General features: G+C 71.5%; 17 protein-coding genes and 1 pseudogene. 6 read left to right on the forward strand and 12 right to left on the reverse strand.

From position 1 onward, the window contains the following. Positions 1–27 precede the first annotated feature (27 nt). Positions 28–4,665 carry a cation-translocating P-type ATPase gene (locus tag VXC91_RS06975; RefSeq protein ID WP_329505933.1) on the forward strand — a complete coding sequence of 1,546 codons (4,638 nt, stop codon included), beginning with the start codon at positions 28–30 and terminating at the stop codon, positions 4,663–4,665. 129 nt (positions 4,666–4,794) lie between these two features. Here VXC91_RS06975 and VXC91_RS06980 read toward each other — a convergent pair whose 3' ends face one another. Further along, positions 4,795–6,516 (reverse strand): MFS transporter, encoded by a 1,722-nt coding sequence (locus tag VXC91_RS06980; protein ID WP_329505935.1) that lies wholly within the window; start codon positions 6,514–6,516, stop codon positions 4,795–4,797. A 79-nt stretch (positions 6,517–6,595) separates the two neighbouring features. Then, positions 6,596–6,856, reverse strand: coding sequence for a hypothetical protein (locus tag VXC91_RS06985; RefSeq protein ID WP_329505937.1), 261 nt, complete (start codon positions 6,854–6,856; stop codon positions 6,596–6,598). A gap of 212 nt (positions 6,857–7,068) precedes the next feature. On the opposite strand from VXC91_RS06985, the gene VXC91_RS06990 reads away from it, so the two are divergent. Then, positions 7,069–7,302: a hypothetical protein gene (locus VXC91_RS06990; RefSeq protein WP_329505939.1), complete on the forward strand. Its 234-nt coding sequence runs from the start codon at positions 7,069–7,071 to the stop codon at positions 7,300–7,302. On the opposite strand, the gene VXC91_RS06995 is transcribed toward VXC91_RS06990, so the two are convergent. From VXC91_RS06995 to VXC91_RS07030, 8 genes are read right to left on the reverse strand one after another with little or no spacing between them, the layout of a single operon-like run. Beyond that, positions 7,283–7,429: a hypothetical protein gene (locus VXC91_RS06995; protein ID WP_329505941.1), complete on the reverse strand. Its 147-nt coding sequence runs from the start codon at positions 7,427–7,429 to the stop codon at positions 7,283–7,285. The genes VXC91_RS06990 and VXC91_RS06995 overlap by 20 nt on opposite strands. Before the next feature lie 42 nt (positions 7,430–7,471). Then, positions 7,472–7,678 carry a hypothetical protein gene (locus tag VXC91_RS07000; RefSeq protein ID WP_329505943.1) on the reverse strand — a complete coding sequence of 69 codons (207 nt, stop codon included), beginning with the start codon at positions 7,676–7,678 and terminating at the stop codon, positions 7,472–7,474. Between the two features lie 18 nt (positions 7,679–7,696). Beyond that, on the reverse strand, positions 7,697–8,284 hold the full coding sequence (locus VXC91_RS07005; protein WP_329505945.1) for a DUF5947 family protein: 588 nt from the start codon (positions 8,282–8,284) through the stop codon (positions 7,697–7,699). After that, entirely contained in the window at positions 8,281–8,832 is a 552-nt protein-coding gene (locus tag VXC91_RS07010; protein WP_329505946.1) for a NifU family protein, read from the reverse strand. Before VXC91_RS07010 ends, VXC91_RS07005 begins: the two co-directional genes overlap by 4 nt. Continuing rightward, positions 8,825–10,618: a nickel-dependent hydrogenase large subunit gene (locus VXC91_RS07015; protein WP_329505948.1), complete on the reverse strand. Its 1,794-nt coding sequence runs from the start codon at positions 10,616–10,618 to the stop codon at positions 8,825–8,827. Before VXC91_RS07015 ends, VXC91_RS07010 begins: the two co-directional genes overlap by 8 nt. Before the next feature lie 37 nt (positions 10,619–10,655). Then, a complete protein-coding gene (locus VXC91_RS07020) occupies positions 10,656–11,735 on the reverse strand; it encodes an NADH-quinone oxidoreductase subunit B family protein (protein ID WP_329505950.1) in 1,080 nt (359 codons plus the stop codon). Continuing rightward, positions 11,732–12,277, reverse strand: coding sequence for a hemerythrin domain-containing protein (locus VXC91_RS07025; RefSeq protein WP_329505952.1), 546 nt, complete (start codon positions 12,275–12,277; stop codon positions 11,732–11,734). Before VXC91_RS07025 ends, VXC91_RS07020 begins: the two co-directional genes overlap by 4 nt. Beyond that, positions 12,256–13,410 carry a hypothetical protein gene (locus tag VXC91_RS07030; RefSeq protein ID WP_408057341.1) on the reverse strand — a complete coding sequence of 385 codons (1,155 nt, stop codon included), beginning with the start codon at positions 13,408–13,410 and terminating at the stop codon, positions 12,256–12,258. Before VXC91_RS07030 ends, VXC91_RS07025 begins: the two co-directional genes overlap by 22 nt. Before the next feature lie 223 nt (positions 13,411–13,633). On the opposite strand from VXC91_RS07030, the gene VXC91_RS07035 reads away from it, so the two are divergent. The 3 genes from VXC91_RS07035 (at position 13,634) to VXC91_RS07045 (ending at position 15,384) form a co-directional block, all read left to right on the forward strand. Then, complete coding sequence (locus VXC91_RS07035; RefSeq protein ID WP_329505954.1) at positions 13,634–13,996, forward strand: phage holin family protein; 363 nt, start codon at positions 13,634–13,636, stop codon at positions 13,994–13,996. 387 nt (positions 13,997–14,383) lie between these two features. Next, positions 14,384–14,596: a hypothetical protein gene (locus VXC91_RS07040; RefSeq protein WP_329505956.1), complete on the forward strand. Its 213-nt coding sequence runs from the start codon at positions 14,384–14,386 to the stop codon at positions 14,594–14,596. A 53-nt stretch (positions 14,597–14,649) separates the two neighbouring features. Further along, positions 14,650–15,384: an SOS response-associated peptidase gene (locus tag VXC91_RS07045; RefSeq protein ID WP_329505958.1), complete on the forward strand. Its 735-nt coding sequence runs from the start codon at positions 14,650–14,652 to the stop codon at positions 15,382–15,384. Between the two features lie 42 nt (positions 15,385–15,426). Here VXC91_RS07045 and VXC91_RS07050 read toward each other — a convergent pair whose 3' ends face one another. Then, entirely contained in the window at positions 15,427–16,131 is a 705-nt protein-coding gene (locus VXC91_RS07050; RefSeq protein ID WP_329505960.1) for a YqjF family protein, read from the reverse strand. 139 nt (positions 16,132–16,270) lie between these two features. Continuing rightward, the gene (locus VXC91_RS07055) at positions 16,271–17,173 is read right to left on the reverse strand and encodes a universal stress protein (RefSeq protein WP_329505962.1); all 903 of its coding nucleotides are present in this window, start codon (positions 17,171–17,173) and stop codon (positions 16,271–16,273) included. A 165-nt stretch (positions 17,174–17,338) separates the two neighbouring features. Here VXC91_RS07055 and VXC91_RS07060 point away from each other — a divergent pair. After that, positions 17,339–17,932 (forward strand): annotated as a pseudogene (locus VXC91_RS07060) (substrate-binding domain-containing protein); the annotation flags it as partial. Positions 17,933–17,968 lie beyond the last annotated feature (36 nt).

A 17,968-nucleotide genomic window follows, 5' to 3' on the forward strand; every position in this document is an offset into this window, starting at 1 on the left:
CGGCCCGCCCCCGAGAGGTGACACACGATGTCGCTGCTGTCCGGAGTGCGTCTGCCCCTGCCTTTGCCGTCGGTGCCGCCGCTGACCCGGGGGCTGGCCGGAGGTCTGGCCGCCGGCGTGCGCGGTGCCGCGGACGTGACCGCGACGCTGCTCGGGATCGAGCGCCGGACAGTGTGGTCCCGTCCCGGGCGCTGCCACATCGAGACGCGCGGCGTGCGGGGTCCCAGCGGGACCTGGGTGGGACGCGTCGTGGAGCACGCGCTGGAACAGCATCCCGGCGTGCTGTGGGCGCGCGTGAACGCGCCGGCCGAGCGGGTCGTCGTCGAACTGGCCTCGCCGCCACCGCGACTGCGTGAGCTCATCGAGATCATCGACCATGCGGAGTCCCACGGGGCCGCCGCCATCGGGGGGTCGGGCGTGTTCGACCGGTGGTGCCCGGAGCCGCACCACCCGTCCGAGGCGCCGAGCAGGCGGCCGACGCTCCCGGTCCTCGCGGCGGACGTCGCGGGCCTGCTCCTCACCGCGGCCATGCGTCTGTCGCCGTGGACCCCCCTGCCGGCCGAGGCAGGAGCGCTCGCCACGGCCGTGCAGCAGCATCCTCGGCTGCGCCGGGTGGTGCTGCCGGGCCTGAGCGCGCAGGACAATCCCGGATGGGTCGTTCCGGTGATCAACGCGTTGGTCCAGGGCGTGGCCACGCGCGGCGGCGGGCTGGTGCTCGATGTCGCGCAGCGCGTGGCGCAGTGGCGGGAGGCGAACGCGGCACTCGACGCATGGGTGGAGGCTGAACCCCGGCTGGTGCAAGGACCGCAGGACGCGCAGGCCGAGCCGATCGTGGTGGAACGGCCGACGGCACACGAGGACGTGGCCGAGCGCTACGCCGAACGGGCCATGGGGGCCGCCGCCGCAGCCGGCGCCCTGGCCATGCCGTACGCGGGGCCCCGGCGGGCGCTGGCGGTGGCGTTGTCCGGCATACCGAAGGCACCGGAGGCCGGACGGGAGGGCTTCGCCACCACCCTGGGCCGGTTCCTCGCGCTGCGCGGGGTCGTGGCCATGGACCGCAGCGCACTGCGTCGCCTGGGACAGGTGGACACCGTGCTTCTGGACGTGGACGTGCTGCGCGGCGGCCGGTACGAACTCACCGAGCTGGAACTGCTCGGCGGCGTCGAGCCCGAGGAGGCCACCGACCGGCTGTTCACCTTGTTCGACCCGACTGCGCCCGCGCAGGTCCGCCGTGACGAAGACGGCTGGACCCTCGGCCCGCTGGAGGAACTGGAGCTCACGGGCCGCACCGGTCGGCGGCACGCGGACCGGATACGCAACCGGGGCAGTGAACTGGTGTTGGGCCTGGCCTTCCGGCGCCGCCTGACGGCCGTCGCGGGTGTGGCGATGCAGACACTCCCGGGCGCCCAGGCCTTGGGCGCGGCGGCCCGTCGTTCCGGGATCCGGGTGGTCCTCGCCAGCGACCAGCCCTCTCCGGAACTCGGCTTCGTCGACGCGATGGTGCCTGGGGGGAGCGATCTGGTGGCGTCGGTCCGCGCGCTGCAGGCGGACGGGGCGGTGGTGCTGCTGGTGTCGCAAAACCGCCGGGCGCTCGGGGCCTCCGACTGCGGCATCGGGGTCCACCGTGCGGGCGAACCGCCCGCCTGGGGCGCGCACCTGTTGGTCGGCACCGACCTCGACTCGGTCGCGCTGATCCTGAGCGGTGTCGGGGCGGCCCGGCAGGTCGACCGCGACGGCGCGGTACTGGCCGCGAGCGGCAGCGGCATCGGCGCGGTCGCGGCGATGCGGGCACCCGTCGGGGAGGCGTGCTCGCGCGGGCAGGCGGCGTGCAACACCGCCGGTGGCGTCGCGTTCTGCCTGGGGGTCTGGCGCGCCCGGCAGCTGTGCTCCCACCCGATCACCCCGTCCGTGGAGACCGTGCCCTGGCACCTGATGCCACCCGCACGGGTCCTCGACCGGCTGCGTACAAGCGGCGACGGGCTGTCCGAGGACGAGGCCGCGACGCGGGCCAGGGGCGGCTCGGGGGCAGGTACGACGCCCGGGACCACCCTGCTGTCGGCATTCGTCGAGGAGTTGGCCAACCCGTTGACGCCGGTGCTCGCCGGCGGCGCCGCCCTGGCCGCCGCCGTGGGTTCCCGGGCGGACGCCGTGCTGGTCGCCTCGATCACCGCCGCGTCGGCGCTGGTCGGCGGTTTCCAGCGGGTCCGGACCGAGCGCGCGCTCGCCGAGCTGACCGCCCGCTCGGCGGCCGGGGCACGGGTACGGCGCGGGGGCCGCGAGCGACCGGTCACCGCGGAGGACCTGGTGCCGGGAGATGTCATCCTGCTCAGGCCCGAGGACGTGGTGCCCGCCGACTGCCGGTTGCTGCGGGCCGACGGGCTGGAGGTCGACGAGTCGTCGCTGACCGGCGAGGCCCTGCCCGTGGCCAAGGACCCGGCTCCCGTGGTGGCCTCGCACCTCACGGACCGCCGCTCGATGCTCTACGAGGGCACCACCGTCTCCGCCGGGGAAGCCGTCGCGGTGGTCGTGGCCACGGGGGCCGCCACCGAGGTCGGGCGCACCATGGTCACCGCGCGGGAGGCGGCACCGGTCACCGGGGTCGAAGCGCGGCTGTCGTCGCTGACCAAGGCCAGCCTGCCGTTGGCGACGGTCTCCGCGGTGGCGGTGGCCGGGGCCGGGCTGCTGCACGGCCGCCCGCTCGCCCAGAGCCTGGCGTCGGCGGTGAACCTGGCTGTCGCCTCGGTCCCCGAAGGGCTGCCCTTCCTCGTCAACGCCGCCCAGTTGGCCTCCGCGCGCCGGCTGGCCGACCACGGCGCGCTGGTGCGCAATCCGCGCACGATCGAGGCGCTCGGCCGGGCCGATGTGCTGTGCTTCGACAAGACCGGCACCCTTACCGAGGGGAATCTGCAGCTCGCCGCCGTCAGTGACGGGGACCGTACGCTGCCCCTCGACCGACTCGGCACCTCGCACAAGACGGTCCTGGCCGCCGCGTTGCGTGCCACACCGGCGGCCCGGCAGTCCGAGCCGATGTCCCACCAGACCGACCGGGCCGTGGACGAGGGTGCCCGCCTGGCCCGGGTGTCGGTCGGTCGTGGGGCGCCTGGCTGGCGGCGCACCGACACCCTGCCCTTCGATCCCTCCCGCGCCTACCACGCCACGGCGGGCCGTACCCCGGGCGCCACCCGGCTCAGCGTCAAGGGCGCTCCCGAGATCGTGCTGGGCCGCTGCCGGCGCAGGCGCCTGAACGGGTCCGAGACGGTGCTCGATCAGTCCGGACTCGCGGCGCTCGCCACGGCGACCGAGGAACTGGCGGGCGAAGGCCGCCGCGTCCTGGCGGTGGCCGAACGCACCATGCGACCGGGCGAGGAGCTCACCGACGACGCGGTACAGGACCTGGTCTTCATCGGTTTCGTGATGCTGGCCGACCCGGTGCGCCCCGGCGCCGCGTCGGCCACCGCGCGGCTGCGCTCGGCCGGCGTGCACACGGTTCTGCTGACCGGGGACCACGCCGCCACCGCCGAGGCCATCGCGGCCTCGGTCACCGGCGATCCGGATCAAACCGTGTGCACCGGGCCGGAGTTGGACGAGCTGGACGACGACGCGCTCGACGTGCTGCTGCCGAAGGTGGATGTGATCGCCCGGTGCACCCCGCGCCACAAGGTCCGCATCGTCCAGGCGTACCAGCGCCTCGGCCGGGTCGTGGCGATGACCGGCGACGGCGCCAACGACGCCCCCGCCATCCGTCTCGCCGACGTCGGTATCGCCCTGGGGCGGCGAGGCACGCCCGCGGCCACCGCCGCGGCCGATCTGGTCATCGGTGACGACCGCCTGGAGACGATCGTCACCGCACTGACCGAGGGCAGAGCGATGTGGACCTCGGTCAGGACGGCGCTGGCCATTCTGATCGGTGGCAATCTGGGCGAGGTCACCTTCGGTGTGCTCACCTCCGCGCTGGCCGGCAGCTCCCCGCTGAGCGCCCGTCAGATCATGCTCGTCAATCTGCTCACCGACCTCGCTCCCGCACTGTCCATCGCCGTGCGCACCCCGGCCGAGAGCACCGGTGAACAGCTGCTGGAGGAAGGCCCACAGCAGTCGCTGGGCACCGCGCTCACCCAGGAGATGCTGCAGCGCGGGCTGACCACCGCCCTCGGTGCGGGGCTCGCCTGGGCGGCCGCACGCTTCACGGGCACACAGCGCCGTGCCGCCACGGTGGCTCTGGCCGCGGTGGTCGGCACCCAGCTCGCACAGACCCTCATCAGCGGCGGAACGGACCGTCAGGTGCTGGCCGCCACCATCGGCTCCGCCGCCGTGCTGGTCGGGATCATCCAGACCCCCGGCATCAGCCGGTTCTTCGGTTCCACCCCGCTGGGTCCCGTCGGCTGGGGCATCGCCCTGGCGGCCATCACCGGCGCCACGTTGCTGCACTCGGCGTTGAAGCCGCTCTCGTGCCGCCTGGCCGGAACCGGCTGGCTGAACGAGAAGGCCGAGGGGGCCGACGACGCCGGGGAGGCCGCGCCACTGCCGTCGGCAGCCGCTGCCCTCGCCATGGCGCCCCTCACCTGGCTGAACGGAGCACTGTCGCGCCTCGGTGTGTCCGTACCCGGTCTCGGATCGCCGACCGACCCTGGCGCAGGCATGCCGGGAATCGGTCCGGGCCTCGACTGATCACCGGTCGTCGGGGTGCTCGCCCGTGGAGGTACCGGTGTTCGCGCCACCGATGACGGGAGCCGCTGCCGGGCAGTCGACGAGATGACTGCCCGGCAGCGGCCGCTGCTCGGCCGGTGGAGGCCCGGCTCAGGCCGGGCTGTTGCGCAGCTCCGTCAGCGTCGACGCGGTCAGCGGCCGGGGGCTGTGATCCGGATCGACGAGGACGACGGTGCAATCGGCCGCGTGGGTGAGGGCCGTGGTGAAGCTGCCGTCGGCGAACTGGGCGAGGGGGCCGCGTGGGGAGCGTCCCACCGCGACGGTGCCGGCGTGGACGTCGGCGGCGTGCTGCGCCAGGACGCGCCCGGCGGCCGCGTGATCTCCCACGCTGGTGAGGATCTGGCCGGTGGCGGCGATGCCGTGTGCCGCGAGGCGGTCGAGGTGTGCGGTCACCGCGGCGCGGGCCTGGTCGGTGTCCTCGGTGTCGACAGCCTGTCCTTCGACGACGGCGGTCTGCTGCACATGGACCACCTCCAGGGGGCTGCCGGCGGCACGGGCGAGTTCCGCCGCGGTGTCGACGATGACGGAGGCCCGGTCGTGGGAGCCGACGGCGACGATGAGCGGAGGCGTGCCGACCGTCGCCGGCGCGCCGACCGGGGTGAGTGCCGGCGTGACGGGCGAGCCGTCGGCGGTGTGCTGTTCGGCCTGGTGGAGCAGGCGGTGGCCGCTTGCCAGGACGGGGATGGCGAGCAGGAAGGTCGCGGCGCCGACGTAGAAGGGGACGCTCAGATCGGTGGCGTCCGCGAGCTTGCCGGCGACGTAGGGGGCGAGACCGCCGCCGATGAAGCGCAGGAAGCCGTAGGCGGAGGAGGCCACGGGACGCTCGACGGGGGAGACGAGCATGACTGCCTGGGTCGTGAGGGTGTTGTTGATGCCGATGAAGGCGCCGCTGACGATGACCGCCACGATGACCACGGCCGGAGTGGTGACGTCGGCGGCGATGACGGCCATCACGATGCCGAGGCCGAGCAGGTTGGCGTAGAGGACCGGGGCGGTGCCGAAACGCGCCTGGAGGCGCGGGGCGAAGAAGACGCTGAAGGCTGCCACCAGCAGACCCCAGCCGGTGAAGACCAGGCCGAGCTGATGCGCGTTCAGCTTCATGGGGTAGGGGGCGTAGCCGAGCATGGTGAAGAAGCCCCAGTTGTACAGCAGGGCCATGATGCCCATGGTCAGCAGACCGCGGTGGCGCAACGCCCTGAGCGGGGCCATGGGTGAGGTCCGGCGCTGTGGCTTGGGCAGGGACGGGACGAAGGCGAGGGTCGCGGTCAGGGCGATGGCCATGAGGACGGCGACGCCGAAGAAGGGGCCGCGCCAACTGATGGCGCCCAACTCGCCGCCCAGCAGCGGGCCCACGGCGATACCGAGGCCCAGGGCCGTTTCGTACAGGATGATCGCGCCGCCGAAGCCACCGCTGGCCGAGGCGACGATGACGGCCAGTGAGGTGGCGATGAAGAGCGCGTTGCCCAGCCCCCATCCGGCGCGGAAGCCGACTATGCCGTTGATGGAGCCGCTCGTGCCGGCCAGGGCGGCGAAGACGACGATGATGACCAGGCCTATGACCAGGGTGCGTTTCGCGCCGAGGCGGCTGGAGACCCAGCCGACGATCAGCATCGCCACCGCCGTGACGATCAGGTAGCTGCTGAACAGCAGGGAGACCTGGCTGGGTGAGGCGTGCAGGCTTTCGGCGAGGGCGGGCAGGATCGGGTCGACCAGTCCGATGCCCATGAACGAGATGATGCAGGCGAACGCGACGGCCCAGACGGCCTTGGGTTGCTTGAACGGGCCGGCGGCCGTCCCGTGCGATGCACTCATTGCAGTGTTCTCTTTCGAGCGGTGTCGTTGAGTTCGAGCTGTCGTGCAGTGCGAGTGGTTGTGGTGATGGTGGGAAGGGTCAGGAGCGGGCTTGGCGCTGCCGGATCGCCCGGGCGAGAGCCGGGAGTGCGACCTTGACCGTGTGCTGCTCCGGCCCGGTCAGTTCCATGACCAGTTCGCGCAGAGCCTCCGTGTGCTGGGCGCGACGCCACCGGAAGATCTCGAGGCCGCTGTCGGTGGTGGCGCGGGCGCGCACAGAGCGCACCAGTTGCTCCACCACGATCATCAGGTCTTCGGGCGATGCCTCGGCGACCTCAGGGTCCATAACCCGGCTATGCATAATCGTATTATGCATCTAGGTGTAGTGCGAAACAATAGGTCGGCCGGACCGCGGGATCGGCCATGCGGTTGTCGTACGCGGCCGTTCCGGGTGTCACGACGGCGCGTCGAGCTCGACGGGGGAGGCGACCGGACGCGCTTCCCCGTTGCGTGCTGCACGCTTCTGGGCCGGTGCCCCAGTCCACCATCGCGTCCTCCGGAAGACTCCGGGCGGTGAGGGAAGCGGGGGGGGAGGGGGAGCGCGGCCTGCGCTGGATCGACGGTTGCACGCACCGGCCGAGGGCTCATGTCGAGCACCGCTTCCGCGGGCAGGGCCGGCCGTCGCACTCCGGCCGCCCACGCGCCCGTGCGATGGGTCCGAAACCGCAGGGCCGGGCCGCGCAGCAGGACTGCGCGGCCCGGCCCAAGGCGCCCGGCGGGCGGGTGGTCAGCGGCGGCGCCGAGTGACGCCGGGAAGTCCCACCATCCGCCAGATCCTGACTTCGCGTACCAGTCCGGGCATCTCCCGGAGCAGCACGGTGGTCGCGAGGCCCGCCACGAGCAGCACCTCGGTGATCAGTACTCGCTTGGCCATGTCCGTACTCCTAGGTCGTCGTCTGCGGTCGTGAACGCCGCCTCACCCCGGGGGGAGATTCGGCATGGTTTTCGCGATCGCGTTGTGCTTCCTCCAGTGGATTCCGGTCGAGCGCCGGGCGTCGGCCGTCCCGTCCTTGTGGTGTCCGGTCTGACGGTTGTAAGGGCCTCTGTTGCCCTGGTGCAGGCCGGAGACATGGCTCGGTGTATCGGGCCTCACGTCCGGCTTACCCACTCGGATGCTGCCCATCCTCTGCTCCTTGCCGTTCTAGGGTTGTTCGGTCAGTTCCGCGAAGAACTGGTCGACGGCCGGCCATACCCGGCTGCCGCCGGACAGCCCCCGCCACTCCCGTCGCACGGCCGCGACCACCCGGAAGCAGTCGTCGATCGGGGTGATCCAGTGCTCCTGTGCGGAGCGTGCGGTGTTCACCAGCAGCGCCTCCATGTCGGGTTCCAGGGTGGCGAGCGGCGGGCAGTCCGCGACGACGTCACGCCATGCCACCGGGTCCGCCTCCCAGCGGGTGGCACCCGCCGGGCTGGGATAGTGCGCGGTCACCGTGCCGTCCGCGCGCCGTACGAAGAAGGCGAGCCCCACGGGGACACCCAGTGCCCGAGTACCCACCGGAGGCAGGCGCACCCGCCGCCGCGGCACCAGCCGGTACCGCCCCTCACTCGCTCCGGCCTCGGCGAAGAGCAGGGAGCAGGGCCGGCAGGCGCACAGCACCTCCTCGCCGCTCGTGCCGAGCAGATGGCGGTGCTCGGAGGGGATGTCCGCGCCGCACAGGTCGCAACGCTCCGCGTCCGTGCGACGCTCGGCGGCGGAGCGGATGACGCGGGCGAGGGCACCGGAGGTCATGACCGGTCCCCGACGGATGCCGTACGCAGGGTGAGCGCTTCGAGCGGTACGAAGGTGCTCGGCCGCCCCTCGCCCCCGGGCGCGCGCTCGACGCCGGAGAGCTCGGGGGCCAGGGTGAGCACGGCCTCGCGGACCGCGTCCTCCAGTTCGGCAGCGGAGGACCCGCATCCCTTGGCGGCCAGTCTCACCCGGGCGACGCCCTCCTCCACGCCCATCAGTTCGACGTCCCCGCCCCGCTCCCGCACCGAAGGGCGCAGAACGGCGACGGCGCGCTCGGCCCGGCGCTCGGGCGGTTCGGGGTGGATGCCGTGCAGTACGAGGAGGTGGCCGATCAGCTCATCGTTGACCATGCGGTCCACGAGGTGGGGGTGTGCGCCGTCCATGACCCGGGCCAGGGCCTCACCGTAGACCGCGGCGAGGACCTGCACGGCTTCGATGGCCACGCCGGTCATGGGGCCGGGAGCGCCTTCGAGCTGCTCGAGCAGCAGGTCGAGCCGCGCCAGCCGCTCCGCGACCGTCGCCTCGTCGAGCCGTGCGGTCTCAGGCATGCGCCGCTCCGTACGTGGGTGAGTGCAGCTTGGTCAGCGTGTTGCCCTTGCCGAGGTACATGTGCACGCCGCAGGGCAGACAGGGGTCGAAGCTGCGGACGGTGCGCATGATGTCGACGCCCTTGAAGTCGTCGGGACCGTTCTCCTCGAAGATCGGCTGCCCCATGACGGCGTCCTCGTACGGGCCGGGAGTGCCGTACATGTCCCTCGGGCTGCCGTTCCAGGGCGTCGGCGGGTAGGGGTGGTAGTTGGCGATCTTCTTGTCCTTGATCACCAGATGGTGGGAGAGGACACCGCGCACCGCCTCGTGGAACCCGCAGCCGATCGCCTCGTCCGGCACCTCGTAGTTCTCGAAGACCTTCGTCTCGCCGGCACGGACGAAGCCCATCGCCTTCTCAAGGAAGTAGAAGGCCATGGCGGCGGCGTACGCGACGAAGTACGGCCGGGCCCGGTCGCGTTCGAGCGTGTTGCTCCACTGGGGGATCTTCCACTCCAGTGTCATCTCGGGCAGCTGTTCGCTCTTGGGCAGCGAGATCTGCACGCTGTGACCGGTGGCCTTGACGTAGGGCGTGTCGACCAGCCCGTTGAGCGCCGTCGACCACAGGCGGGCCAGGGGACCGCCGCCGGTGTCGAGCGCGAGGTGCTCGTCGCTCGTCCTGTCGTACCACCGAGGGCTCATCACCCAGCTGTAGTTGCCGCTGAAGTCGCGCTTCTGCGGCATGGGGACCGTGGTCTGGTTCCAGGGGTGGCGCATGTCGACGGGGTTGCCGAGCGGATCGTGGGTGACGAACGCCTGCTCGTTGATCCAGTCCTCGTAGTAGGAGCTGCCCAGCAGCACCCTGATGCCCAGGTTGATGTCGACGAGGTCGTTCGTGACGAGCTTGCCGTCCACGACGACGCCGGGGGTGACGTACATCGCCTTGCCCCACTCGCTCATCGTCTCGTAGCGGTAGTCGCACACGTCCGGGTTCTGCCAGGCGCCCCAGCAGCCGAGCAGGATGCGGCGGCGGCCGACCTCCTCGTAGCCGGGCAGTGCCTCGTAGAAGAAGTCGAAGACGTCGTCGTTCATCGCGACGGCCTTCTTGACGAAGTCGATCACGCGCACCAGGCGGGAGAGGTAGTCGGTGAACGTGGTCGGCTCCGGCATCGTGCCCACGCCGCCCGGATACATGGTGGACGGGTGCACATGGCGCCCTTCCATCAGACAGAACATCTCCCGGGTGATCCGGCTGACCTTCAGTGCCTCCTTGTACACCTCGCCCTCGAACGGGTTGAAGGCACGCATGATCTCGGCGATGGTCCGGTAGCCGTGGATCGCGCCGTTGCGCGCCTCGGTGCGCGCGGCCTGGGCCAGCAAGCTCGGGTTTGTGGACTTGACCATGGCCTCGCAGAAGTCGACGAAGACCAGGTTGTCCTGGAAGATCGTGTGGTCGAAGATGTATTCGGCCGCCTCGCCCAGGTTGACGATGGTGTCGGCGAGCATCGGAGGCTTGATGCCGTAGGCCATCTGCTGGGCGTAGTTGGAGCATGTGGTGTGGTTGTCGCCGCAGATTCCGCAGATGCGCGACGTGATGAAGCCCGCGTCGCGCGGGTCCTTGCCCCTCATGAAGACGGAGTAGCCCCGGAAGAGCGACGAAGTGCTGTGACACTCCACCACTTCCCGGTTCGCGAAGTCGATCTTCGTGTAGATGCCGAGATTGCCGACGATCCGGGTGATCGGGTCCCAGGACATGTCCACGATCTGCGCGGGCTTGCGCTTGGCGCCCCGCGCCTCGGTTGCCGTCATGTCCGTGCTTTCCTCGCTCTCTTTCGCTCGGTGTGTCTCAGGGGCGCCAGTGCGCGTCGTAACCGCTCGTCAGCTCGGATTTGGGGTGACGCCACTTGGGCTCGCGGTTCACGGCCATGTTGGTGATGCCGCGCAGTCGCCGGATGACGGCCCCGTAGGGCCTGATGAGGGCCGAGGAGATGGTGGCGCCCGTCGGCTCGTCCATGAACGGCATGAAGGCGTCCGGGAAACCGGGCATCGTGCAGCCGATGCAGATCCCGCCCACGTTCGGGCAGCCGCCCACGCCCGACATCCAGCCGCGCTTGGGCACGTTGCAGTTGACGACCGGGCCCCAGCAGCCCACTTTCACCTGGCACTTGGGGGAGTTGTAGTCCTTGGCGAAGTCGGCCTGCTCGTAGTACGCGGCGCGGTCGCAGCCTTCGTGCACCGTCTTGCCGAACAGCCACTGCGGCCGCAGCATGTGGTCCAGTGGGGGTGGCGGCGCCGACCCGGCCGCGTGGTACAGGACCCACGTGAGGGTCTCCATGAAGTTCTCGGGCTGGATCGGGCAGCCCGGTACGTTCACGATCGGCAGCGCGCCCTGTGATCTGAAGTCCCAGCCCAGGTAGTCGGCCAGGCCCATGGAGCCGGTCGGGTTGCCGGCCATCGCGTGGATCCCGCCGTAGGTGGCGCACGTTCCGACGGCGACGACGGCCCAGGCACGGGGAGCGAGGTGGTCGATCCACCAGTTGAGGGTGAGCGGCTTGCCGGTGTCCGGGTCGTTACCGAACGAGGTCCAGTAGCCGTCGCCCTGGATGATCTTCTGGTTGGGGATCGACCCCTCGATGACCAGGATGAACGGCTCCAGCTCGCCCCGTGCCGCGGCGCGGAAGGGCACGAGGAAGTCCTCGCCGCCCATGGTGGGTGAGAGCACCTTGTTGTGCAGGTTCACCTTGGGCAGGCCCGGTACGAGTCCGAGGACGATGTCCTCGATGGCCGGCTGACCGGCGGCCGTCATCGAGACGGTGTCGCCGTCGCAGCTCATGCCCTCGGAGATCCACAGAATATGGATCTCGTCGAAGCCGCTTCTCTGATCGGCCCGCTCGGGGTTTTGGCTGACCTTCGTGGTCCCGCTCATGTGCTCGGCCTCCCTTGCAGTCGGTCCCGGAGTCGGTCGTAGGCCGCGGCCACCGGTCCGGCGAACGCCAGGGCGGGGGGCTCGACGGGCGTGTTGGGGTGTGGTCGGGTGGGGGCGGTCTGCTTGGCCCGCGCGAGGAGCCGCCCCAGTTCGTCCAGTTCTCTCTGGGAGACCGCGTCACGAAGTTTCGGCATCAGCTCGCCCTCCTCCTCGCGCAGGTGCTCCTCGATCTCCTGGCGCAGGCGCGCGACGAGTTCGCGCTCGCGCTCGTCGTCCGCGCAGAGTTTGTCCAGTGCCAGAAGGGTCTTCTCGGCCGTCACGTGCTGGGCCAGGTGGTCGTCGATCTCCTGCTCCGCGTCCGGGAGCACCTTCCTGGCCAGCGGATACACCATCAGCTCCTCGACCGCCGTGTGCCTGGAGAGTTCACGGACGAGGGTCTCGACCACGGCGCGGCGCTGCGGTCCGGAGGCGGCGGCGTAATAGTCGCGGAACAGCTGCTCGACCATACGGTGGTCGTGCTTCAGCAACTCGATGGCGTCCATGACACCCTTCCCGGTCCAGGACGGTGGTCGTCCGCCGGTCCGGCGGGGCAGTCGGCGCCAGGAGCCAGAGAGCGGATGGCGCCGTGCAGCCGGGCCATCACCTCGGGCGGCATGGTCTCCACCCGGTCCAGGATGAGCGCGGCCCTGGGATCGGTGGCGCGCGCCTCCCGCTTCTCGTCGTCCGTGAGCACCAGGGTCCGCAGGGTCAGAATCTCGTCGATCTCCGCGGCGTCATGGAGGTCGCCCGGGCTCTCGGGCGCCACCTGCGGATGATCGGGCAGGATGATCGGGGACGACAGCACGAGACCGTCCGTGCCCTCCTCACCGGCGAGCACCGGGAAGGTGTGCAGATTGGCGCAGGTCCGGACCTGCTCCGCCAGCTCCTCCGGAGGGTCGATGGAGGAGAAGAAGGCGACTCCCTCGCCACCGATGAGGGTGTGCGTGGCGATGAGAGCGTGCCGCAGCGCCTCGTCACGTCCGGTCTCAGCAGGCACGCCGCCGCAGGTGTTCTCCGTGCGTACCCGCAGTCGGTGCAGGGATCCGCGGCCGGGGAGCCGTTCGGCGTGCAGTGTCGTCCGTGCCCGGACCGGCCGGCGTCGGCGCACCAGCCGTCCGGTACCACCGGGCAGCTCTTCGGTCTCCTGGCCACCGGGAGCGCCGAAAGAGAACTCCCTTTCCCCGTCCATGAGACCGTCCAACGGGACGACGAAGTCTTCCTCGCGGGGTACGGCCTCGTCGAAGGCCAGGTACACGGCCCCTGAGGCCTCCACGGAGTCCGCCGGTGTGTAGCGGCCCTCCTCGTTCCGGCGCTCTACGGCCCTGTGCTGCATCTGCAGGTAGCGCACGCGAACCCGGACCACTGCGCCGGAGTCCGCCCGCAGCAGGCACTCGGTCTGCTGCTGCCAGGACTCCACGGAGCCCGAGATGCTCGCCGCCACCGGGCCGTGTGCTTCCGCCCAGGCGCGCGGCGCCAGGATGCCGAACTGCCAGCGCACCCGGTTCTTGACCGACGATCGCCGGTACGGATAGAGGAGGTACCCCTCGTAGAGGACGGCGTCGGCGACCGCGCACGCCTCGTCGACCGCGGAACCCGCCGCGCGCGTGCTTCCGGACTTCCTGTCGGGGTCGCTCACCGTCGCTCCTCACTCACAGACCGTCCGTATTGCGGTGGTTTATAATGATCACACCCTTTTTCGTCGTCGGCACGTATTGGCGGCGGATGGGTGAGTGGCGCGTCGAGTCCGGCCGACGTGGGGCTCGCAACCGGCGACCGATGCCGTGTCGGTGCGGTGTGAGGGGGTACTGCGGGGGAGGACTCCCGGCTGTCGGCTCCGGCGTCGAGAGACACGGAACCCGATGCGGAACGAGACGGAGGCGGCGGCGATGGGCATCCAAGGCGAGGACTTGTCGCACCACAGGAGTCCGGTGGGTGACTCGGCGGCCCGCCTGGCCCAGGACACCGCGCAGTTGGCGCGGCACGAGTTGCTCGCGGTGGAGAGTGAGGTCAGGGCCGCGCTGCGGCGGATCGGCGCGGGCGGAGCCCTGTCGGGCGCCGCCGCGGTGTGCGGCGTCCTGGCGTTGTGGTCGGCACACGAGACGTTGCTGCGGTCGCTGGAGCCGGTACTTCCGGGCGCCCGCGCCCCCGCGCCCCCGCCGTGCTCTGCGGCGCCTATGCCATGGGCGCGCTGGCCCTCGCCCAGGCTGCCCGCAAGCGCCTGAGTGCCGCGGCGGGGCCATCGGCAAAGGCCCTCGACCAGGAGGCGGACGAGGCCGCGCGGTCCGGGCCGGGACGTGGCCACCGGGGGTAAGGGACCCGGTCGGCGGCACCGCCGGAGGGATCAGCCGCCGGATCGCCGCGATCGGGCCGGGGCCGCTGCCGGGGGACACCGAGCGGCTGTCGGTGCCGCGGAGGCCGCTGCCGTTGCGCCAACCGGGTGGTCGCGAAGCGGCGGTCGCGGCGCGGGGTGCCTTCATGCCGTCGCAGTGGCAGGCTGCGGGCTCGGACCGAGGCCGCCCGGTGAGCCGCGGCCCCGCCGGGCCGCACCATGGTCGCGCGCCGTGGGGGGCTGTCGGCCGCTTCGGAGCGTGCACGGAAGGAGGGGGCTCATGGAGAGGATCCCCGTCGACTCCGCCCACCCGGCCGGTGCCGGTGGAGCGGCCACCGAGTCGGTGTACCTGCGCGTGCGAGCCGCGCAGGCCGGGAGCACAGCTGTCGGTGACGCAAGCGCCTGGGACCTGTTCCGCATGGCCTTCGCCTCGGTGGCCCCACCCGGGGCTCACCGGCACTCCGCCACAGACGGTGGCTGCGCCCGCCGGTGACCGGCCCTTTTTCGGAGCCGGTGGTGCGTCACCACACGTGGCACAGTGAGGCCATGTGCGGTCGATATGTGTCCACCCGCAGTCCAGAAGACCTGGTCTGGCTCTTCCACGTCACCGACTGGAACCGGCAGGACGTCCTGGAGCCGAGCTGGAACGTGGCGCCGACCGACGAGGTGTGGGCGGTGCTGGAACGCACGCCTCGCGGTGGCGGCACCGCCAGGCGACAGTTGCGGCCGCTGCGGTGGGGGCTGGTGCCGTCCTGGGCGAAGGACACGAAGATCGGCGCCAAGATGATCAATGCCCGGGTGGAGACGATCCACGAGAAGCCGGCCTTCCGCCGTGCCTTCCTCAAGCGGCGCTGTCTGCTGCCCGCGGACGGCTTCTACGAGTGGCAGCAGGTCCAGGCGACCGACCGGGTGAAGGCCCACAAGCAGCCCTATTTCATCAGCCCGGAGAACGGGCAGGTGATGGCCCTTGCCGGGCTGTACGAGTTCTGGCGCGATCCCGCGGTGGCCGAGGACGACGACCCCGCGGCCTGGTGGACCACCTGCACCATCATCACCACGGAGGCCACCGACGCCGCCGGCCGCATCCACCCGCGGATGCCGCTGGCGGTCGACCCCGAACGGCACGACGCCTGGCTGGCTCCGGAGCACCAGGACCCGGGCCGGCTGCGCGCCTTGCTGAACCCTCCGGCAGACGGCCGTCTCGACGCACGCCCGGTGTCGGCGGCCGTCAACGATGTCCACAACAACGGGCCCCGGCTGCTGGACCCGGCCGCGCCGTAGATCCGCGGCGGAAGACCACCCGAACAGTCCCGTACCTGCCGTTCAGTTGCTTCGCACCGGATGGGGCAGTGCGAAACGCACCGCGCACACCTGGGGCGAGAAGTGCAGCAGGGCGGGCCCGGACGGCGGCGGCAGCCCGGCCGCCGTCGTCAGCGTCTGCCGCAGTTCCACCACCTCGGCGCGGCACAGGGGCCACGGCTCGTGCTCCACGGACGTCTGCCACAGCACGCGCCCGATGCGAGTGAAGGCACGCCACCGGGAGGTCAGCCACACATCTCTCGCGTCCGGGGTGAACGGTGCGCCCGGGCGGACGGTGAGGCGATAGGACGGAAAGCCTCCACGACGTACCCCGGCGTAGTGCACGGCACCGTCCTCGTTGCGCACCTGCAGAGCCCCGAGGTGGTAGGGCGCGCCGATCAGCCATGCCGCCAGCATGGCCCGGGTGGTGACCTCCAGGGAAAGGAACCACACCCCGTCGAGACCGTCGGAACGGCGTACGTAGGTACGCAGATTGGTCTCCGCGAAGGACAACGGTGTGGGCGGCAGAACGCCCGGGCGCAGGCCCGCCATGACGAAGGGCGTGAATCCCACCCACGCCGTGTCGTCGTAGGTGTCGACGGTCAGACCGGCCGGCAGCAGCGCCTGCACACGGCGCGGTTCGTAGGGCCAGTGGACGAAGGTCTGGCTGAGCCATCGCGCCTTGAGCACGGGCAGGACGACATGCCGCCCGGTGGTGTGCGACACCATGCGCCCAGCCTACGCACGCGACCGAGCGAACTGCCGGACGCGGCGATGACGATCCCCAGCACCACGGTCACCACCACCCACGCGTACGTGCCGTTCGCCACCGCGGCGCGAACCCCGCCCGAGGTCTCGGCGACGCCGCTCAGGGCCTGTGCTGCCCGGCCCAGGCGGCCGGGAGCGGCACGGCGACGACGGGGCATCGGGCGTGGCGCAGTACGCCCTGGCTCACCGAGCCGAGCAGCATGCCGGCGAAGCCGCCGTGGCCCCGGGTCCCCACCACCAGGGCCAGCGCGTGGGCGGAGGCGTCGGTCAGTGCCTTCACGGGATGGCCATCGACCACCTCGTGATGCGACTCCACTTGCGGGTGGGCGGCGCTGGGCCCGGCCACCGTCTCGGAGAGCAGCCGCCCGCACTCCCGCTGCGCCGCGCCTTCGTCGGTCACCCCGAGCAGCCCCGGGTGCCGCACATAGAGCGCCCGCAGTGCCGCGCCGCGCAGGGCGGCCTCCTCGAAGGCGAAGTCGACGGCCGCCGCGGAACTGGCGCTGCCGTCCACACCGACGACCACGAACGCGGGCTCCTCGATGGGGTGTTCCGGCTCGGGCACGACGACCACGGGGCAGTGCGCGTGCGATATGACAGGCAGGGCGATCGAGTCGGAGCCGAACATCTCCCTCATCCGGCTCAGGTGCCACGATCCGAGTACGACGGCCGTGGCGTCGTGGCTGTGCTCCCGAAGGACCGGCACCGGGTTCCCCTCGGCCAGCAGTCCGGACACCTCGATCCGCGGCTGCCGCTCGTGCGCGATGACCACCGCTGCCTCGAGGACATGCCGGCCGGCCTCGTGCAGCGCCTGATCGCGCACCTGCCAGGAGCGCGGCAGCTCCCATCTCCGGAACTCCGTGGTGGGCACGGTGTCGGCGTGCACCAGACGCAGGGGCACCCGGCGGCGTGCGGCCTCATCGGCCGCCCAGACCACAGCCACCCGCTTGACCGGGTCGGGATCGACACCGACCACGATCGGGCGGCGGTCATCCGGTCGGGTCATCGCCATCTCCAGCCGCTCAAGTCCGACACGTCGCTCGCCCGGCTCGTCCGCCTGTCGTTCTGATCGCGCATTCGAGCCCTCCGGCCGAGCTCCGCGTTCCTCACCAGTGTGGACGCCGACCCGCGCGCAGGCATGGGCCGACCGGTGCATCCCGGGCGCTCCGCGGGCAGTGCGTTGCACGCGATGGAGTCGGTGTGCTCGGACCAGTGGTACGGGGCGCATCTGGCCGTGGATCACCTGGTGGGTCTCGGACATCGGCGGATGGTGTTCGCCACCCGCGACGACGGTCCCACCGTGCGCACGGTGCGGGCCGCCCTGAGCGAGATCGCCGCCGCGCATCCGCTGGTCGAGGGCTGGGCCTGGGTGCCGGGTTCGTCCGGGTCCGGTGCCGAGGCACAGCGCGACGGGGACGGGACCGCACTTTCGGCCGCCTCCTTGCGCGAGCCGGGCGTGACGGCGGCCGTACTGCACGGGAACGTGGACGCCCTGATGATCGTGCAGTGGCTTGCCGCGAGCGGTGCGCGCGTTCCGCGGAACTGTTCGGCCGTCGCCTACGACAACGTGGTGGTCGGTCTCGGCACCCCACCGCTGACGGCCGTGTCGCCGCCGAAGGGTGAGGTGGGTCGGGTGGCGGCCGAGGTGCTGCCGGGGCGGCTCGACGGTTCGTACCGGAACCCCGCGCGTCCGGTGCAGCGCACCGAGCTGTGGCCGACGCTGACCGTGCGGGGCTCCACAAGGGAGCGGACGTCCGCGCCTTGATGAGTGTTCGACCGTGTGGCCCTTCCTCTCGGCGGT

Origin of the sequence: Streptomyces chiangmaiensis, assembly GCF_036281785.1 — a bacterium.
GTDB classification, from domain to species: Bacteria; Actinomycetota; Actinomycetes; order Streptomycetales; family Streptomycetaceae; genus Streptomyces; species Streptomyces chiangmaiensis.